Consider the following 18899-nt stretch of genomic DNA (forward strand, 5'->3'; position numbering starts at 1 on the left):
TCCATGCGAAACATACTGATCAGTCACGTTGCCGCAGCAGGGCTTTTGCTGTGCTCTGGTGCGGCGCTGGCCCATACAGGGGCCAACTCTGCCAACCACCCCTCGCGCCGGGGCGTACCGAATGCTTCAATCACACCGCTGCAGCGTGCCCAAGCCAATACAGCGGCGCTGCACGGCATCCCCGTGACCGAATTGGCTCCAAATGCGCCGCAGCGCTACACCATCCAGCGTGGAGACACGCTCTGGCGCATTGCTGGCCAATACCTGAAAAAACCCGGGCGCTGGCCCGCACTCTGGGGGATGAATCGGGCGCAGATTCCCAACCCGCATTGGATCTTGCCGGGCCAGGTGCTGGTGCTCACCAGCAAGAACGGGCGTTCCACGCTCAGACTCTTGCAATCGACGGCACCAAAACACCAATACCTCTACGCAGCAGACCCCGGTGACGGGTCTGTTTCGGCCTACCGCATCAACGCCACCACCGGTGGATTGACCGAAATCCCTGGCAGTCCGTTCAAAGCGGGAAACAACCCCATCTCCGTCACGACCAACCCTGCAGGCACCTTCGCCTATGTGGCCAATGTCGATGACAGCACCATTTCGGTCTATCGCATCCATGCGACCACCGGAGCGCTCACGCCCGTCCTTGGCAGTCCGTTCGTGGCGGGACGTTACCCCCAATCCGTCGCCGTCAACCCCGCAGGCACCTTCGCCTATGTGGCGAACTTTGGCGACGGTCCCAGCAAAGGCACCATCTCGGCCTACCAAATCAATGCCGCCACCGGGGCGCTCACCCCCGTCCAGGGCAGCCCGTTCGCGACGGGAAACGCGCTCGTCTCCGTCACAGTAGTGCAGCCATAATGCGGGTGGTAAATCACCGTTTTCGATAATTCGAAGGCAAGTACGCGCTGACCGTGTTTTGACCCATCGCCATCTTGACGCTCACTTCATCGCTTGACGCTCTGAGTTGCAGAGCATAAACTCTGCAACTCAGAGTAAATCAACTCAAGCTATGCAAGACGCCGAGGCTCGCCTCTTATCCATCCAGTCCATGCTCAGCCTTGGGCAGCGCAGTGTGCATCTGGAGCGTCACAGCCTGCTGATCTGGGGATTCACCGGAGGTCTACTCTGCGCCCTCACCGACCTGGTGGTGACGCCGCAGTGGGTCCCGAGCAGTAATCTGCGCGCCCTCGCGGTGCTGCTGTGGTTGTCGTTCTGGCTCGGCTCTGCCGCGCTGCTCGACCACGGCCTGACCCGGCGCGCCCGGCAGGTGCGCGATGAAACCGTGCCCTTCGCCCAGGCGCAAATCACGCGCGCCTGGTGGCTGCTGTTCGGCCTCGGCATACTGGGCACGGTGGCCACGTTTTTCTATGGCGGCGGGCAGATGATCTACGCCTTGTGGATTGTGCTGCTGGGCATGGGCGTGTATCTGTTCGGGCTGTTTTCCCGCGCCCTGATCGAGTGGATCGGCATGTCCACCATCCTGCTGGGCATCGCCGGGCTGGCTTTCGGTCTACCCATGCCCATCCTGCGCTGGCTGGCCGCGTGTTGCTTTGCCATCGGCCTGCCGCTCGCCGGCACACTCAGTCTGTCTACCGACGGCAGGGCGCTTGCCACGCGGCTGGCGGCTCTCGGCCTCTGGCTCGCTGCCGTGATCCTGCCGGCCTTGCTGATCGCAGCCATGCCGAGCCTGGGCGCAACGCCTGCCAACGCCCGGCCTGTGCCCATCGGCGCGTTTCATCCGCAGCCGGGGGCGCAGGTGCTGCTGCTTCCTGCCGGAACCGTTGCCCACATCCGACTCGATCTCGACAGCCCCTTGCTGGCCGCCAGCCCATCGGCTTCACTGCCCATCACCGTGGATCAACCCATCCTGCTGTCGACCCGCGATGGCCAGCCCGATGGCCGCTACCAGCTCTCCGGGCAGGGGTGGCATGGCCTCAGCGACGGGCTCCTGTTCCTGCGCATCGACAGCATCCGCGTTGCGCTCCAGGGCCAGAGCGCAGAGCTACAAGTGCATGCTGCCTTCCGCACCACCAACCCTGTTCTGAGTCTGCCATGAACACAACCTTGCCCCAATTCGACCCGCTACTACATCAGCCGCTGCGCACCCAGATCGCCGCCTATCTGGCGGCGCGCGGCGAGGCCACCTTCTCCGAACTCAAGCAGGCGCTGAAGGCGACCGACGGCAACCTCGATTCGCACATGACCAAGTTCACCGACGTGGGCTACGTCAAGGCGCGCAAACAGGAGGCGGCCACGGGGCGCGCGCAGACCGTTTTCAGCCTCACGCCCGCAGGGCGCAAGGCACTTGCGGCCTATATCGCGCAGTTGCACACGCTGATGACCTTGAGTGAAGCGGCCCCCGCCTTGCCCACCGCATCCCAGCGGGTCAGGCCTGCCTAAAACCTGCTGCTTGGAATCTGCTCATTTCCCTCGTTCTCCACCCACCATCCGCAAAGGATTCACCCATGAAACCAAGCCTCCACACCATCACCATCGCCGCTGCGGTCATGGCCGCCCTCTCCCTGTCCGGCTGCGCCGGTCTGGTGTTACCCGGTGCCGACACCATGGCCAAGCTGCCGGTCGTGCGCTTTGGCGAACAGGCGCCGACGCACAAGGAGTATGTGCTCTTCCTCCCGGCCAACACGCCACTGCCGGTGGACGCATCGGTCGAGGGTAGCCTGTTTGAGCAAGGCGCAAAAGCTCCCATGACCGTGACCCTGAAGAAGGGCGTCTACATCTACAAGCGCTGGATCAGCTTCGACGACAAAACTTGGACGCCGGGTCAGGACGTGGTTGCGGGTAAATTCCTCATCACCATCCCCGGCGAGAAAACCGGCTCCAACCCCGGCGTCATGAAAGCGGAGTTCAATCTCAAGTCAATGCAATAGGGTCCATTTCAGAAAACTGTTTGCCAAGTGCGTTGATGGATGAACTGTCGGACTGAAGCCATCAATATGTGGACAGTAGCGCCCAAAATGCCGTAAACCACCGTTTTCGAGAGCACTTGAAACGAGAGCGCACCAGGCCGCAAATCAACGGCTTGGCGTTCTCGGTTCCCTTGCTCGATTGATGGTGTACGCCCGGTGTCATGCCAGGTGAGTGTCGAGAAAATCCCGCCCCCTTCCACTCCAACCATGCTCCGCTCCGAACTGATCGACCGCCTGGCTGAGCGCCACCCGCACCTTGCGCGCAAGGATGCCGAAGAAAGCGTCGAGGTCATTCTGGAGGCCGTCATGCAGGCTGTGGCCGAGGGCAAGCGCGTGGAGATTCGCAACTTCGGAGCCTTCAGCGCTTCCGAGCGCCGGGCGCGTCAGGTGCGCAACCCGCGATCCGGCGAAACGTTCATGGCGCCGGCCACGCGGTCGCCAAGGTTCAGGGCCGGCAAGCCGCTCCAGGCGCTGGACCCGATGCAAGCCGGACCAGCGCTTGCCCTGGCCTCCATCGATTCACTGCCGCAACAATAACGAAGACGGGGCTGGTCGTTGCGATCCAGACGCCCGTCTTCGTCCACCCACAGCCCTTGCCTCCGTCGTTGCGGAAGTACAGTCTCGCCTCTCAATTCCCTGGATACGGCGGCAGAATCATCGTCCGGTTCACCAGCACGTTGAAGGTGTAGCCCGGCCGGATGTTCAGGGTGGGTTGCAGGTTCAGGTTCTTGTTCAGCAGATTCGTGCCGACGCTATCGATCTGCTGCGACAAGGCCCCCGCAGCCTGCTGGCTGGCGCTGGGCGTGTTGAAGGCGCCAGCGTTCTGCGGCTGGCTCAACTGCGCCCCCACTCCCAGCAGGCTCATCAGGATGGCGCTGCCGAAGATGCGCATGAAGTGGTTGTTGACCTCATCACCCAGGCCGCTCTCGCCCTGCCCATCCGCGCCGACCATGCCTTTCAGGTCGATCATCGACCCGTTGGGGAAGATCAGCCGGTTCCAGGCCACCAGCACGCGGCTCTGGCCGTAGGCCACGGAGTTGCTGTAGGCGCCGATGACCTGGGTGCCCTGCGGGATCAACACGATGCTGGGGTTCAGGCTGTCATAGACCGTCTGCCGCACCATGCCGGTGATGGTGCCGGGGAGGTCGCTGTCGATGCCGGTTTGCAGCACGGCCGGGATGACCGAGCCGGCGAACAGTTCGTGGTTCGAGGCTTTGGGCTGCACGACCGCAGCCAGGTAGCCGTTGCCGTCCTGGTGCTGCTGGACATCGAGGAAGCCCTGGTTGCCGGATGGCTGGTTTGCACCTGGTGCGCCGGGGAGTCCACCCAGGCCACCCAGGCCGCTGAGAGACGCCAGCAGCTTGCGCACATGGGGGTCGTTCGCGGCCTGCGGGTTCTGCGCCAGGGTCTCGGTGAGCCTCTTCTGCAAGGCCAGGATTCCGGTCGGGCTGGCTTGCTGCGCGAACTGACCGCCGCCCTGCGACGACTGCATGGATCCCGCGCTGGTCTTCGCCAGATGGGCGCTCTGCGAGGCCAGCACCAGGCCCTCAAGCCGTTTGTAGTGGTTGTCCACCAGCCACTGGTGATATTTCTCGGCAGGCGTCGGGCCTGGGGTCTGTCCAGCCTGCAGCGCCGCGCCCTGTGTCAACGCGGCACCGGCGCCACTCGCGGCATGGGGCGCCAACGATGCCGATGTGCCGCCGGGAACGGCCGGAACACCGCTGGCGTCACCGCCTGTACCACCATTCGCTGCCGTCGCGTGCACAATGAAGGCACGCTGCTGCGCCGCACTCGGCGCCGGGGCCTGCGTCATGCCCACCTGATCCGTGCTGCTGGCTGGCGCTCCTGCTGGAGCGGCAGCCTTGTTGCCCGACGTGGCGATGCCGACCAGGATCAAGACCGACAAGGCACTCAGTCCACCGAAGATCAGCGTCTTGCTTTTCTTCGACAGGCGTTTGCCCTGCTTCGGGTCGGCCTTGAGCTTCATGCCCTTGGCGTTCTTGCCCGCCTTGGCGACCTTGCCGGGGCCGATGACATCGGCAATGGGTGGCAAGGCTTGCGGCAAGGCTGCACCCTCGATGGCGCCTACGGGTTGGATTGCTTCACTCATGTCTATGCCCCTGTGTTGACTTGGGTTTGCTGAATCAACGTGCCCAGAATCCGGCGTTCACCTGCTCGTGATGGCAGGTGACGGCGCGGGAGTTCTTGCCCACGCCCAGCACCAGCTTGAACCGGGTCGGCAGTCCATCGATGACGTAATAGCCATGCACCAGGCGGCTGTTCAGGAGTTCGGTGCTGCCGCCCGTGGTGTTGAACACGGCAGGTGCGTCGGTGTATTTCATCGTGCTGGGCATCTGCAGATAGGTGTGGCCGCCACCGGCGAACACGCGCGTCGGCATCAGATCCGCGTTGTCCAGATCGGCATGGTTGTCGTCGGCTTTGCAGCGGAAGTTGAAATCCAACTTGGCCGGGTCGATGTCACCGAGAGGCGCGACCACGGCTTGTTGGTGTGCTTCGACCTTGGCCTGCTCGGCTGCGCGCTCTTGCGCGGCTTGCTGCTGAAGATTGATGACCAGCGCCTGCGGGTCATAGAACCCAATCAGCGGCACATAGTTGTGCGCATCACTCACCAGGGTCATGTAATACACCCGGCCAGCGTCGGTGGTGACCACCAGGTTGGTGACCAACCCGGCCTGGGTGGGTTTGACGATCACCACGGGGCGGTTGCCGGCGTCGGTCGGCTGCACCAGCCAGCGCACCGAGTCGCCGATGCTCAGGCTGGTGATGTGCTCCCCGGCCAGCAGGTTGATGACACAGACATGCAGCGGCGCGCAGGTGATCGTCGGGTGGCTTTGGCCGTAGGCGTACATGACGGAGCCGTTGGTGCCGATGATGTCGTTTGCAACACCGGTTTGCAGCCATTGCTGCGCGGCGGCGTCGGTGGCGCGGTCAGACAGGGGCACAGGTGGGGTTTGATCAATCAGTTCGTGGCTGGTGCGACCGTTGTCAGGTGTGCCGACCGCCGGTGTGCTGGCGGTGCGCCGGACAGGCACAAAGCCAATCACGGGTTGGTCAGCAGCGAAGGCTGATGTGAAGAGCGCAAAAAGAGAGGCGGCAACGAGAGTGCGTTTCATGGGGGTTCTCCAGAATGGGGGTTTGTGGAATCAGGACACGCTCTGCGTCCAGTTGAGCGACTGAATGAAGATGCCCAGCGGGTTGTCGAGCATCACTTGCGGCTTGTCAGCCAGCCTGGCGTCCACGCCGACGGTGATCTGCGCTTTCCAGTGGGTGGTCGTGCTGTTCTGTCCAGGAGTGGCCTTGGTCTCGGTCCAGTTCACCTGATAGGTGTTGGCCCCGGTCGGCAGCACGCTGTTGACCTGGGGGTTGACGGTGTCGGCGGCGCCGAACGGACTGTGAGCCTTGAACCAGTCGTTCAGGGTGTTGGCAGCATTGCTGGACAACATGGCGTAGCTGCGATTCAGCAGGGTCTGCTGCGCGCTCTGGTCGGGCAGCACCATGCGGGTGTTGACGATCCAGTTGGCGAGCTGCGCCTCGATGATGCGTTGGGTGACACCGGAGCCGTCGCTGGGGGTCGCCACCGCGATGGGGCTGCCCATCCTGTCGATGGCGACGACGAAGGGCTTGATCTTGCTTTGGGCACCGATGTAGGCAACACCCACGACGGCCACAGCGGCCACGGACAGCGCGGCGATGGCGGCGATGCGCCAGCTTCGCGCCCGGGAGATTTGATCGCCGTAGCGTTCATCCCACTCGCGGCGGGCATTCAGGTAAGGGTTGGCTTGGGCCATGGTGGTGCTCCTGGGGGATTGAGAGTTGCTGAGGGCTTATGGCAAGGGGGCGCAAAGCGTGAACACATGGGTTCAGCGACGGATGCGGCGGCTCCAGGCGTTTTGAAGGTCGATGCCGATGTGCCAACCCAACCCAGGCCGCTGCGGTCACGGGGCGGGTTGGCGGCGGGTGCTGCGGCGACGGGCGCGCCAATGAACTGCAGCAGGTGGCCGCCGGAGTCACCGCCGAAGTTGGTTTCCTCGATCGAGAAAAATCCACGCCTGCGCATCCGCCCCAGTTTTTCGAGATACCGGGCGCGCTTATCGGGGCCAACGGCGCCATCCGCACGCATGGCGCGGTCCACGATGGCGCTGGACTGTGCGATCTTGAGTTGTTTGCCGGCATCGACCAGGCTGGATTCAAGTGGTGTCATGGCCGCGCTCACTGGATGTAAAGGTTGAACTGTGGGTCGCGCAGGATGACGGCGACGGACGGCTTCCACAGGATCTGGTAGCCAGAATGGCGGCCGTTGGTGTAGGGGTAGGCCTCGCCGTGCCGCATGCCAGCTTCGGTGAGTTCCCAATCGCCACGGGCATTGCGCTGTTGCAGCCCTAGGCGCTCCAGCAGGCGGTTGGTGGTCACGGCAGGTTCATGAATCAGCGCGCCCAGGCCGGTCGAGTTCAGCGTCGCCATGGGTTCGGAGTTCCGGGGCAGCGCCGCGCGGAAGCCATCGAGGTGCTGGCGACCGGTATGTCTCAGTCAGTGCCTTGACCGATGTCTGGACGGACGATGCAACTGTACGGGGAAGTACCGGTCACCACGCGAGGCAAGACCAAGGCCGGGCGCGCGTGCGAGACACTCGATCCGAGGCTCGTGGCTCGCATACCCCCCGTACACCTGATCAGCCTTGACCCGGCATGTATCCGCATGGTGCATGCGCGGAACAAGGACCTAACTGACGACATCGACTCGCGACATATCCTGTCGCACCAGCCTCGCACAATGTTCTCACACCACCGGAGAACAGCATGCGACGCAGCCGCCATGAACTCGAGTCCCTGATCGGGCGTGACAACAGCCCCCAGGAGCCCATCGTCCACTTATGGATGCTGCGCATGCTGGTCCCCATGGGTGGGTTACGTGTTCTGATCCGGGAGTCGATCGGTGTTCCCGACCTGTTGACCCAGCTAGGCATCTCATCCTCTGCGATTGACGATGGCGGCAGCCTCAATGCCCAAGCCCGTCAGGCCAGTACCTTGGTCAAACAGATGTGGGAGCGTGCCGAGCGCACCGCCCACAAGCTCACGCCATCCGAAGCCCTCGTCGCCAACATCGGGCGGCTGGCCGCGTTGGTGAACCTTTCCCCAACCGAGTGCCGCATTCTGGAGTTCGCCAGCCTCTTGCATGCCGTGCGCGACCTGGACGATACTGCGGACAGTCTGGGGCAATTATCGACATCCCGAACCCTGGGTGTCCTGGAAAAACTCCTGGGCCTGCCCGAGTCTGAGGTGAAACAAGCCCTGTCTTCCAGCGGCCAGTTGGCGCGCTGCGGGTTGCTGACCTTGGCGCGCAATGGTCACTGCACCTTGAAAGGCAAGCTCGATCTGTTGTCCGACAACTTCGCCGATGCCATCCTCGCCCCAGACACCGAGCCGCTGTCGCTGCTACGAGGTGTCGTCACGCCCAGCCCGCCGTCAAAGCTGCAGCTCAGCGACTATCCGCATCTGGGCTTGAACCTGCAGATGCTCCAGGGGTATTTGCAGGAAACCCAGGCGCAGCACAAGCCCGGGGTCAACATCCTGCTCTACGGCCCGCCCGGCACCGGCAAGACCGAACTCAGCCGCACCCTGGCGCACGAACTGGGCTGTGATCTCTTTGAAGTGTCCACCGAGGATGACGAGGGTGACCCGATTGGCGGCGAAGCCCGCTTGCGTGCCTATCGCGCAGCGCAGCGCTTCCTGGAACGCCGCAGGGTGATGATCCTGTTCGATGAAATCGAGGATGTGTTCAACACCGAGGAGGCCCCGTCCATGTTCAACGGCCTGTTCCGCCGATCTGGCGGCGGCCGCGAGCGCAAGGGCTGGATCAACAAGAGTCTGGAAGCCAACCCCGTGCCCACCTTCTGGCTGACCAATTCCATCCGCAGCCTGGACGCCGCCTACATCCGCCGCTTCGACTTCGTGCTGGAACTGCCTGTGCCGCCGCAGCGCGTGCGCGAGACCATCGCTACCGAATGCGTCGGGGAGCTGGCCGATGCGCCCACCCTGCGCGCACTGGCATCCAGCAACGACCTGGCGCCCGCCGTGCTCACCCGCGCTGCGTCCGTGCTGCAAACAATCCAGTCCCGCATCCCGACCGGCCAAAGCAACACAGCGCTGCTGCAACTGGTGAACAACACGCTGCAGGCGCAAGGCCATGCACGGGTGAAGGCGAGCGACCCCAACCGCCTGCCGGACACCTACGACCCCGCCTTCATCCACGCCGACACGGATCTGGCCGCCATGGCTGCCGGCATCCAGCAGGCCGGCAGTGCCCGCCTGTGTCTGTACGGCCCACCAGGAACAGGAAAGACCGCCTACGCTCGCTGGCTGGCCCGGCGGCTGGATCGTCCCCTGCTGGTCAAGCGCGCCTCCGACCTGCTCAGCAAGTGGCTGGGCGAGAGCGAACAAAACATCGCGCAGGCTTTCCAGCAAGCCGAGAGTGATGGCGCGGTGCTGCTCATCGACGAGGTGGACAGTTTCCTGCAGGAGCGGCGTGGGGCTACGCATTCCTGGGAAGTCACGCAAGTGAACGAGATGCTCACGCAAATGGAAGCCTTCTCCGGCGTATTCATCGCCACCACCAACCTGATGGATGACCTGGATGAAGCCGCCTTGCGCCGCTTCGACCTCAAGGCCCGCTTCGACTACCTCACTCCCGAGCAAGCCTGGGCCTTGCTGCGGCGTCAATGCAGCCATCTTGATCTGCCGTCGCCCGAGCCCGGCTTGCGCAAGCATCTTGACCGACTGGGTCTGCTCACGCCGGGTGACTTTGCCGCCGTGATTCGTTGCCACCGCTTCCAACCGATGGTCAGCGCACGCAGTTTGGTGGAGGCGCTCAGTGCCGAATGCGCCCTCAAGCAGGGCCACAAGGCAGCCATTGGTTTCGTTTGAACACTTCGGAGCACAACATGTCGCACGGTCTGAGCAAATCCCGCATTACCAGCAACCGCCAATGCCCCAAACGGCTGTGGCTGACCGTCAACCGCCGCGACCTCTTGGACGACACGGCGACCAAGGCTGCCATGGAGACCGGCCACAAGGTCGGCGCCATTGCCCAGAGCCTGGTGCCCGACGGCGTTCTCATCGACATCAAAGACTTGCGCATAGCCCTGCACCAGACCACGCTGGCCTTGGCCGCCAAACCCCGCCGCCCAATCTTCGAAGCCACGGTGCAACACGCGGGCGTGCTGGTGCAGGCCGACGTGCTCATTCCCCAGGGGAGGCGCTGGCGCATGGTGGAGGTCAAATCCTCGGCCCGTGTGAAGGACAATCAGGTGGAAGACGCCGCCATCCAGAGCTGGGTGTTTCGTCAGGCCGGGGTGCCGCTGTGCGGCGAGGGCATTGCCCACATCAACACCGCGTTCGTCTATCCCGGAGGCGACAACTACGACGGACTGCTGATCGAACAACACCAGTCCGACGCCGTGGCCGCGTTGCAACCCCAGGTGCCCCAGTGGATCGACGCCGCGCGCAAGACGTTGAGCATGAAACGGGAGCCAAAGATTGAACCCGGCGCGCAATGCACCGATCCCTTTCCCTGTCCGTTCCAGGCCNGAGAACCGCCAAGACCACGAATCAATGGCTTGGCGTTCTCGGTTCCCTTGCTCGATTGATGGTGTACGCCCGGTGTCATGCCAGGTGAGTGTCGAGAAAATCCCGCCCCCTTCCACTCCAACCATGCTCCGCTCCGAACTGATCGACCGCCTTGCCGAGCGCCACCCTCACCTCGCACGCAAGGATGCCGAGCAAAGCGTCGAGGTCATTCTGGACGCCATCATGCAGGCCGTGGCCGAGGGCAAGCGCGTGGAGATTCGCAACTTCGGAGCCTTCAGCGCCTCCGAACGCCGGGCGCGCATGGTGCGCAACCCGCGATCCGGCGAAACGTTCATGGCGCCGGCCATGCGGTCGCCAAGGTTCAGGGCCGGCAAGCCGCTCCAGGCGCTGGACCCAATGCAAGCTGGACAAGCGATTGCCCTGGCCTCCATCGATTCACTGCCGCAACAATAACGAAGACGGGGCTGGTCGTTGCGATCCAGACGCCCGTCTTCGTCCACCCACAGCCCTTGCATCCGTCGTTGCGGAGGCACAGTCTCGCCTCTCAATTCCCTGGATACGGCGGCAGGATCATTGTCCGGTTCACCAGCACGTTGAACGTCATGCCCGGGCGGATGTTCAGGGTGGGTTGCAGGTTCAGGTTCTTGTTCAGCAGGTTCGTGCCGACGCTATCGAGTTGCTGCGACAAGCTTCCTGCCGCCTGCGCGCTGGCGCTCGGCGTGTTGAAGGCGCCAGCATTCTGCGGCTGGCTCAACTGCGCACCGACACCCAGCAGGCTCATCAGGATGGCGCTGCCAAAGATGCGCGTGAAGTGGTTGTTCACCTCGTCGCCAAGGCCGCTCTCGCCCTGCCCGTCCGCGCCGACCATGCCTTTCAGGTCGATCATCGATCCGTTGGGGAAGATCAGCCGGTTCCAGGCCACCAGCACGCGGCTCTGACCGTAGGCCACGGAGCTGCTGTAGGCGCCGATGACCTGGGTGCCTTGGGGAATGAGCACGATGCCGGGGTTCAGGCTGTCATCGACCGTCTGCCGCACCATGCCGGTGATCGTGCCGGGCAGGTCGCTGTCGATGCCGGTTTGCAGCACGGCCGGGATGACCGAGCCGGCGAACAGTTCGTGGTTCGAGGCTTTGGGCTGCACGACCGCAGCCAGATAGCCGTTGCCGTCCTGGTGCTGCTGGACATCGAGGAAGCCCTGGTTGCCGGATCGCTGGCTTGCGCCTGGTGCGCCGGGGAGTCCACCCATGCCGCCCAGAGACGCCAACAGCTTGCGCACATTGGGGTCGTTCGCGGCCCGGGGGTTCTGCGCCAAGGTCTCGGTGAGTTTCTTCTGCAAGGCCAGGATTCCGGTCGGGCTGGCTTGCTGCGCGAACGGGCCGCCGCCCTGCGAGGACTGCATGGATCCCGCGCTGGTCTTCGCCAGGTTGGCGCTCTGCGAGGCCAGCACCAGGCCCTCAAGCCGTTTGTAGTGGTTGTCCACCAGCCACTGGCGGTATTTCTCGGCAGGCGTCGGGCCTGGGGTCTGTCCAGCCTGCAGCGCCACGCCCTGTGTCAACTCAGCATCGGCGCCGCTCGCGCCACGGGGCGCCAACGATGCCGATGTGCCGCCGACAACGGACGGAATAGAGCCCCCCTCGCCAGCATTCGCCGCCGTCGCCCGCACCTTGAAGGCACGCTGCTGCGCCGACGTTGGCGCCGGGGCCTGCGTCATGCCCACCTGATCCGTGCTGCTGGCTGGCGCTCCTGCTGGAGCGGCAGCCTTGTTGCCCGACGTGGCGATGCCGACCAGGATCAAGACCGACAAGGCACTCAGTCCACCGAAGATCAGCGTCTTGCTTTTCTTCGACAGGCGTTTGCCCTGCTTCGGGTCGGCCTTGAGCTTCATGCCCTTGGCGTTCTTGCCCGCCTTGGCGACCTTGCCGGGGCCGATGACATCGGCAATGGGTGGCAAGGCTTGCGGCAAGGCTGCACCCTCGATGGCGCCTACGGGTTGGATTGCTTCACTCATGTCTATGCCCCTGTGTTGACTTGGGTTTGCTGAATCAACGTGCCCAGAATCCGGCGTTCACCTGCTCGTGATGGCAGGTGACGGCGCGGGAGTTCTTGCCCACGCCCAGCACCAGCTTGAACCGGGTCGGCAGTCCATCGATGACGTAATAGCCATGCACCAGGCGGCTGTTCAGGAGTTCGGTGCTGCCGCCCGTGGTGTTGAACACGGCAGGTGCGTCGGTGTATTTCATCGTGCTGGGCATCTGCAGATAGGTGTGGCCGCCACCGGCGAACACGCGCGTCGGCATCAGATCCGCGTTGTCCAGATCGGCATGGTTGTCGTCGGCTTTGCAGCGGAAGTTGAAATCCAACTTGGCCGGGTCGATGTCACCGAGAGGCGCGACCACGGCTTGTTGGTGTGCTTCGACCTTGGCCTGCTCGGCTGCGCGCTCTTGCGCGGCTTGCTGCTGAAGATTGATGACCAGCGCCTGCGGGTCATAGAACCCAATCAGCGGCACATAGTTGTGCGCATCACTCACCAGGGTCATGTAATACACCCGGCCAGCGTCGGTGGTGACCACCAGGTTGGTGACCAACCCGGCCTGGGTGGGTTTGACGATCACCACGGGGCGGTTGCCGGCGTCGGTCGGCTGCACCAGCCAGCGCACCGAGTCGCCGATGCTCAGGCTGGTGATGTGCTCCCCGGCCAGCAGGTTGATGACACAGACATGCAGCGGCGCGCAGGTGATCGTCGGGTGGCTTTGGCCGTAGGCGTACATGACGGAGCCGTTGGTGCCGATGATGTCGTTTGCAACACCGGTTTGCAGCCATTGCTGCGCGGCGGCGTCGGTGGCGCGGTCAGACAGGGGCACAGGTGGGGTTTGATCAATCAGTTCGTGGCTGGTGCGACCGTTGTCAGGTGTGCCGACCGCCGGTGTGCTGGCGGTGCGCCGGACAGGCACAAAGCCAATCACGGGTTGGTCAGCAGCGAAGGCTGATGTGAAGAGCGCAAAAAGAGAGGCGGCAACGAGAGTGCGTTTCATGGGGGTTCTCCAGAATGGGGGTTTGTGGAATCAGGACACGCTCTGCGTCCAGTTGAGCGACTGAATGAAGATGCCCAGCGGGTTGTCGAGCATCACTTGCGGCTTGTCAGCCAGCCTGGCGTCCACGCCGACGGTGATCTGCGCTTTCCAGTGGGTGGTCGTGCTGTTCTGTCCAGGAGTGGCCTTGGTCTCGGTCCAGTTCACCTGATAGGTGTTGGCCCCGGTCGGCAGCACGCTGTTGACCTGGGGGTTGACGGTGTCGGCGGCGCCGAACGGACTGTGAGCCTTGAACCAGTCGTTCAGGGTGTTGGCAGCATTGCTGGACAACATGGCGTAGCTGCGATTCAGCAGGGTCTGCTGCGCGCTCTGGTCGGGCAGCACCATGCGGGTGTTGACGATCCAGTTGGCGAGCTGCGCCTCGATGATGCGTTGGGTGACACCGGAGCCGTCGCTGGGGGTCGCCACCGCGATGGGGCTGCCCATCCTGTCGATGGCGACGACGAAGGGCTTGATCTTGCTTTGGGCACCGATGTAGGCAACACCCACGACGGCCACAGCGGCCACGGACAGCGCGGCGATGGCGGCGATGCGCCAGCTTCGCGCCCGGGAGATTTGATCGCCGTAGCGTTCATCCCACTCGCGGCGGGCATTCAGGTAAGGGTTGGCTTGGGCCATGGTGGTGCTCCTGGGGGATTGAGAGTTGCTGAGGGCTTATGGCAAGGGGGCGCAAAGCGTGAACACATGGGTTCAGCGACGGATGCGGCGGCTCCAGGCGTTTTGAAGGTCGATGCCGATGTGCCAACCCAACCCAGGCCGCTGCGGTCACGGGGCGGGTTGGCGGCGGGTGCTGCGGCGACGGGCGCGCCAATGAACTGCAGCAGGTGGCCGCCGGAGTCACCGCCGAAGTTGGTTTCCTCGATCGAGAAAAATCCACGCCTGCGCATCCGCCCCAGTTTTTCGAGATACCGGGCGCGCTTATCGGGGCCAACGGCGCCATCCGCACGCATGGCGCGGTCCACGATGGCGCTGGACTGTGCGATCTTGAGTTGTTTGCCGGCATCGACCAGGCTGGATTCAAGTGGTGTCATGGCCGCGCTCACTGGATGTAAAGGTTGAACTGTGGGTCGCGCAGGATGACGGCGACGGACGGCTTCCACAGGATCTGGTAGCCAGAATGGCGGCCGTTGGTGTAGGGGTAGGCCTCGCCGTGCCGCATGCCAGCTTCGGTGAGTTCCCAGTCGCCACGGGCATTGCGCTGTTGCAGCCCTAGGCGCTCCAGCAGGCGGTTGGTGGTCACGGCAGGTTCATGAATCAGCGCGCCCAGGCCGGTCGAGTTCAGCGTCGCCATGGGTTCGGAGTTCCGGGGCAGCGCCGCGCGGAAGCCATCGAGGTGCTGGCGACCGGTATGTCTCAGTCAGTGCCTTGACCGATGTCTGGACGGACGATGCAACTGTACGGGGAAGTACCGGTCACCACGCGAGGCAAGACCAAGGCCGGGCGCGCGTGCGAGACACTCGATCCGAGGCTCGTGGCTCGCATACCCCCCGTACACCTGATCAGCCTTGACCCGGCATGTATCCGCATGGTGCATGCGCGGAACAAGGACCTAACTGACGACATCGACTCGCGACATATCCTGTCGCACCAGCCTCGCACAATGTTCTCACACCACCGGAGAACAGCATGCGACGCAGCCGCCATGAACTCGAGTCCCTGATCGGGCGTGACAACAGCCCCCAGGAGCCCATCGTCCACTTATGGATGCTGCGCATGCTGGTCCCCATGGGTGGGTTACGTGTTCTGATCCGGGAGTCGATCGGTGTTCCCGACCTGTTGACCCAGCTAGGCATCTCATCCTCTGCGATTGACGATGGCGGCAGCCTCAATGCCCAAGCCCGTCAGGCCAGTACCTTGGTCAAACAGATGTGGGAGCGTGCCGAGCGCACCGCCCACAAGCTCACGCCATCCGAAGCCCTCGTCGCCAACATCGGGCGGCTGGCCGCGTTGGTGAACCTTTCCCCAACCGAGTGCCGCATTCTGGAGTTCGCCAGCCTTTTGCATGCCGTGCGCGACCTGGACGATACTGCGGACAGTCTGGGGCAATTATCGACATCCCGAACCCTGGGTGTCCTGGAAAAACTCCTGGGTCTGCCCGAGTCTGAGGTGAAACAAGCCCTGTCTTCCAGCAGCCAGTTGGCGCGCTGCGGGTTGCTGACCTTGGCGCGCAATGGTCACTGCACCTTGAAAGGCAAGCTCGATCTGTTGTCCGACAACTTCGCCGATGCCATCCTCGCCCCAGACACCGAGCCGCTGTCGCTGCTACGAGGTGTCGTCACGCCCAGCCCGCCGTCAAAGCTGCAGCTCAGCGACTATCCGCATCTGGGCTTGAACCTGCAGATGCTCCAGGGGTATTTGCAGGAAACCCAGGCGCAGCACAAGCCCGGGGTCAACATCCTGCTCTACGGCCCGCCCGGCACCGGCAAGACCGAACTCAGCCGCACCCTGGCGCACGAACTGGGCTGTGATCTCTTTGAAGTGTCCACCGAGGATGACGAGGGTGACCCGATTGGCGGCGAAGCCCGCTTGCGTGCCTATCGCGCAGCGCAGCGCTTCCTGGAACGCCGCAGGGTGATGATCCTGTTCGATGAAATCGAGGATGTGTTCAACACCGAGGAGGCCCCGTCCATGTTCAACGGCCTGTTCCGCCGATCTGGCGGCGGCCGCGAGCGCAAGGGCTGGATCAACAAGAGTCTGGAAGCCAACCCCGTGCCCACCTTCTGGCTGACCAATTCCATCCGCAGCCTGGACGCCGCCTACATCCGCCGCTTCGACTTCGTGCTGGAACTGCCTGTGCCGCCGCAGCGCGTGCGCGAGACCATCGCTACCGAATGCGTCGGGGAGCTGGCCGATGCGCCCACCCTGCGCGCACTGGCATCCAGCAACGACCTGGCGCCCGCCGTGCTCACCCGCGCTGCGTCCGTGCTGCAAACAATCCAGTCCCGCATCCCGACCGGCCAAAGCAACACAGCGCTGCTGCAACTGGTGAACAACACGCTGCAGGCGCAAGGCCATGCACGGGTGAAGGCGAGCGACCCCAACCGCCTGCCGGACACCTACGACCCCGCCTTCATCCACGCCGACACGGATCTGGCCGCCATGGCTGCCGGCATCCAGCAGGCCGGCAGTGCCCGCCTGTGTCTGTACGGCCCACCAGGAACAGGAAAGACCGCCTACGCTCGCTGGCTGGCCCGGCGGCTGGATCGTCCCCTGCTGGTCAAGCGCGCCTCCGACCTGCTCAGCAAGTGGCTGGGCGAGAGCGAACAAAACATCGCGCAGGCTTTCCAGCAAGCCGAGAGTGATGGCGCGGTGCTGCTCATCGACGAGGTGGACAGTTTCCTGCAGGAGCGGCGTGGGGCTACGCATTCCTGGGAAGTCACGCAAGTGAACGAGATGCTCACGCAAATGGAAGCCTTCTCCGGCGTATTCATCGCCACCACCAACCTGATGGATGACCTGGATGAAGCCGCCTTGCGCCGCTTCGACCTCAAGGCCCGCTTCGACTACCTCACTCCCGAGCAAGCCTGGGCCTTGCTGCGGCGTCAATGCAGCCATCTTGATCTGCCGTCGCCCGAGCCCGGCTTGCGCAAGCATCTTGACCGACTGGGTCTGCTCACGCCGGGTGACTTTGCCGCCGTGATTCGTTGCCACCGCTTCCAACCGATGGTCAGCGCACGCAGTTTGGTGGAGGCGCTCAGTGCCGAATGCGCCCTCAAGCAGGGCCACAAGGCAGCCATTGGTTTCGTTTGAACACTTCGGAGCACAACATGTCGCACGGTCTGAGCAAATCCCGCATTACCAGCAACCGCCAATGCCCCAAACGGCTGTGGCTGACCGTCAACCGCCGCGACCTCTTGGACGACACGGCGACCAAGGCTGCCATGGAGACCGGCCACAAGGTCGGCGCCATTGCCCAGAGCCTGGTGCCCGACGGCGTTCTCATCGACATCAAAGACTTGCGCATAGCCCTGCACCAGACCACGCTGGCCTTGGCCGCCAAACCCCGCCGCCCAATCTTCGAAGCCACGGTGCAACACGCGGGCGTGCTGGTGCAGGCCGACGTGCTCATTCCCCAGGGGAGGCGCTGGCGCATGGTGGAGGTCAAATCCTCGGCCCGTGTGAAGGACAATCAGGTGGAAGACGCCGCCATCCAGAGCTGGGTGTTTCGTCAGGCCGGGGTGCCGCTGTGCGGCGAGGGCATTGCCCACATCAACACCGCGTTCGTCTATCCCGGAGGCGACAACTACGACGGACTGCTGATCGAACAACACCAGTCCGACGCCGTGGCCGCGTTGCAACCCCAGGTGCCCCAGTGGATCGACGCCGCGCGCAAGACGTTGAGCATGAAACGGGAGCCAAAGATTGAACCCGGCGCGCAATGCACCGATCCCTTTCCCTGTCCGTTCCAGGCCCATTGCATCTTGCCTCAGGAGGGCTACCCGGTCCACATCCTTCCGCATGGCGGCAAACTCGTGGCACAACTTCAGGCCGAGGGCTATGCCGATTTGCGCGACGTGCCCCAAGCACGCCTCACCAACCCACGCCATGTGCGCGTGTGGGCCNTGCCGGACACCTACGACCCCGCCTTCATCCACGCCGACACGGATCTGGCCGCCATGGCTGCCGGCATCCAGCAGGCCGGCAGTGCCCGCCTGTGTCTGTACGGCCCACCAGGAACAGGAAAGACCGCCTACGCTCGCTGGCTGGCCCGGCGGCTGGATCGTCCCCTGCTGGTCAAGCGCGCCTCCGACCTGCTCAGCAAGTGGCTGGGCGAGAGCGAACAAAACATCGCGCAGGCTTTCCAGCAAGCCGAGAGTGATGGCGCGGTGCTGCTCATCGACGAGGTGGACAGTTTCCTGCAGGAGCGGCGTGGGGCTACGCATTCCTGGGAAGTCACGCAAGTGAACGAGATGCTCACGCAAATGGAAGCCTTCTCCGGCGTATTCATCGCCACCACCAACCTGATGGATGACCTGGATGAAGCCGCCTTGCGCCGCTTCGACCTCAAGGCCCGCTTCGACTACCTCACTCCCGAGCAAGCCTGGGCCTTGCTGCGGCGTCAATGCAGCCATCTTGATCTGCCGTCGCCCGAGCCCGGCTTGCGCAAGCATCTTGACCGACTGGGTCTGCTCACGCCGGGTGACTTTGCCGCCGTGATTCGTTGCCACCGCTTCCAACCGATGGTCAGCGCACGCAGTTTGGTGGAGGCGCTCAGTGCCGAATGCGCCCTCAAGCAGGGCCACAAGGCAGCCATTGGTTTCGTTTGAACACTTCGG

Annotated in this window: 19 protein-coding genes; 9 read left to right on the top strand and 10 right to left on the bottom strand. The window is 63.7% G+C overall.

Translation table 11 applies throughout. The features are described from left to right. Nucleotides 1–3: 3 nt before the first annotated feature. The 5 genes from THIX_RS23395 to THIX_RS11195 all read left to right on the top strand — a co-directional run bounded on the left by THIX_RS23395 (nt 4) and on the right by THIX_RS11195 (nt 3467). Complete coding sequence (locus THIX_RS23395; RefSeq protein ID WP_158540863.1) at nt 4–861, top strand: beta-propeller fold lactonase family protein; 858 nt, start codon at nt 4–6, stop codon at nt 859–861. A gap of 151 nt (nt 862–1012) precedes the next feature. Then, complete coding sequence (locus tag THIX_RS11180; RefSeq protein ID WP_112486303.1) at nt 1013–2059, top strand: hypothetical protein; 1047 nt, start codon at nt 1013–1015, stop codon at nt 2057–2059. Continuing rightward, nucleotides 2056–2403 (top strand): transcriptional regulator, encoded by a 348-nt coding sequence (locus THIX_RS11185; protein ID WP_112486304.1) that lies wholly within the window; start codon nt 2056–2058, stop codon nt 2401–2403. The genes THIX_RS11180 and THIX_RS11185 overlap by 4 nt, the downstream gene beginning before the upstream one ends. Before the next feature lie 65 nt (nt 2404–2468). Continuing rightward, on the top strand, nt 2469–2891 hold the full coding sequence (locus tag THIX_RS11190; protein WP_112486305.1) for a hypothetical protein: 423 nt from the start codon (nt 2469–2471) through the stop codon (nt 2889–2891). 246 nt (nt 2892–3137) lie between these two features. Next, nucleotides 3138–3467, top strand: coding sequence for an HU family DNA-binding protein (locus tag THIX_RS11195; protein WP_112486306.1), 330 nt, complete (start codon nt 3138–3140; stop codon nt 3465–3467). 91 nt (nt 3468–3558) lie between these two features. Here the strand turns inward: THIX_RS11195 and THIX_RS11200 are convergent, their stop codons facing one another. The 5 genes from THIX_RS11200 to THIX_RS11220 are packed head-to-tail and all read right to left on the bottom strand — an operon-like array spanning nt 3559 to nt 7412. Further along, nucleotides 3559–5040 carry a TrbI/VirB10 family protein gene (locus THIX_RS11200; protein ID WP_233224520.1) on the bottom strand — a complete coding sequence of 494 codons (1482 nt, stop codon included), beginning with the start codon at nt 5038–5040 and terminating at the stop codon, nt 3559–3561. Between the two features lie 34 nt (nt 5041–5074). Further along, nucleotides 5075–6064: a TrbG/VirB9 family P-type conjugative transfer protein gene (locus THIX_RS11205; RefSeq protein WP_112486307.1), complete on the bottom strand. Its 990-nt coding sequence runs from the start codon at nt 6062–6064 to the stop codon at nt 5075–5077. A gap of 30 nt (nt 6065–6094) precedes the next feature. Next, the gene (locus tag THIX_RS11210; RefSeq protein WP_112486308.1) at nt 6095–6739 is read right to left on the bottom strand and encodes a type IV secretion system protein; all 645 of its coding nucleotides are present in this window, start codon (nt 6737–6739) and stop codon (nt 6095–6097) included. Next, complete coding sequence (locus tag THIX_RS11215; RefSeq protein WP_112486309.1) at nt 6715–7152, bottom strand: hypothetical protein; 438 nt, start codon at nt 7150–7152, stop codon at nt 6715–6717. The genes THIX_RS11210 and THIX_RS11215 overlap by 25 nt, the downstream gene beginning before the upstream one ends. A gap of 8 nt (nt 7153–7160) precedes the next feature. Continuing rightward, nucleotides 7161–7412, bottom strand: a complete 252-nt coding sequence (locus tag THIX_RS11220; protein ID WP_112486310.1) for a hypothetical protein — start codon at nt 7410–7412, stop codon at nt 7161–7163. A 335-nt stretch (nt 7413–7747) separates the two neighbouring features. Here THIX_RS11220 and THIX_RS11225 point away from each other — a divergent pair, with 335 nt between their 5' ends. After that, nucleotides 7748–9871: an ATP-binding protein gene (locus THIX_RS11225; RefSeq protein WP_233224521.1), complete on the top strand. Its 2124-nt coding sequence runs from the start codon at nt 7748–7750 to the stop codon at nt 9869–9871. A gap of 786 nt (nt 9872–10657) precedes the next feature. Then, nucleotides 10658–10987, top strand: a complete 330-nt coding sequence (locus THIX_RS11235) for an HU family DNA-binding protein (protein ID WP_112486312.1) — start codon at nt 10658–10660, stop codon at nt 10985–10987. Nucleotides 10988–11078: 91 nt separating this feature from the next. On the opposite strand, the gene THIX_RS11240 is transcribed toward THIX_RS11235, so the two are convergent. From THIX_RS11240 to THIX_RS11260, 5 genes are read right to left on the bottom strand one after another with little or no spacing between them, the layout of a single operon-like run. Further along, nucleotides 11079–12542 (bottom strand): TrbI/VirB10 family protein, encoded by a 1464-nt coding sequence (locus tag THIX_RS11240; RefSeq protein ID WP_112486313.1) that lies wholly within the window; start codon nt 12540–12542, stop codon nt 11079–11081. A gap of 34 nt (nt 12543–12576) precedes the next feature. After that, complete coding sequence (locus tag THIX_RS11245; RefSeq protein ID WP_112486307.1) at nt 12577–13566, bottom strand: TrbG/VirB9 family P-type conjugative transfer protein; 990 nt, start codon at nt 13564–13566, stop codon at nt 12577–12579. A gap of 30 nt (nt 13567–13596) precedes the next feature. Beyond that, entirely contained in the window at nt 13597–14241 is a 645-nt protein-coding gene (locus THIX_RS11250) for a type IV secretion system protein (RefSeq protein WP_112486308.1), read from the bottom strand. Continuing rightward, nucleotides 14217–14654, bottom strand: coding sequence for a hypothetical protein (locus THIX_RS11255; protein ID WP_112486309.1), 438 nt, complete (start codon nt 14652–14654; stop codon nt 14217–14219). Before THIX_RS11255 ends, THIX_RS11250 begins: the two co-directional genes overlap by 25 nt. A gap of 8 nt (nt 14655–14662) precedes the next feature. Further along, on the bottom strand, nt 14663–14914 hold the full coding sequence (locus THIX_RS11260; protein ID WP_112486310.1) for a hypothetical protein: 252 nt from the start codon (nt 14912–14914) through the stop codon (nt 14663–14665). Nucleotides 14915–15249: 335 nt separating this feature from the next. Between THIX_RS11260 and THIX_RS11265 the strand changes: the two genes are divergently transcribed. Together THIX_RS11265 and THIX_RS11270 are read left to right on the top strand one after the other, a co-directional pair. Further along, on the top strand, nt 15250–17373 hold the full coding sequence (locus THIX_RS11265) for an ATP-binding protein (protein ID WP_233224522.1): 2124 nt from the start codon (nt 15250–15252) through the stop codon (nt 17371–17373). 17 nt (nt 17374–17390) lie between these two features. Beyond that, nucleotides 17391–18890, top strand: a complete 1500-nt coding sequence (locus THIX_RS11270; protein ID WP_233224523.1) for an ATP-binding protein — start codon at nt 17391–17393, stop codon at nt 18888–18890. The last annotated feature ends 9 nt before the right edge of the window (nt 18891–18899 follow it).

It is taken from the genome of Thiomonas sp. X19 (assembly GCF_900089495.1).
Taxonomy (GTDB): Bacteria; Pseudomonadota; Gammaproteobacteria; order Burkholderiales; family Burkholderiaceae_C; genus Thiomonas_A.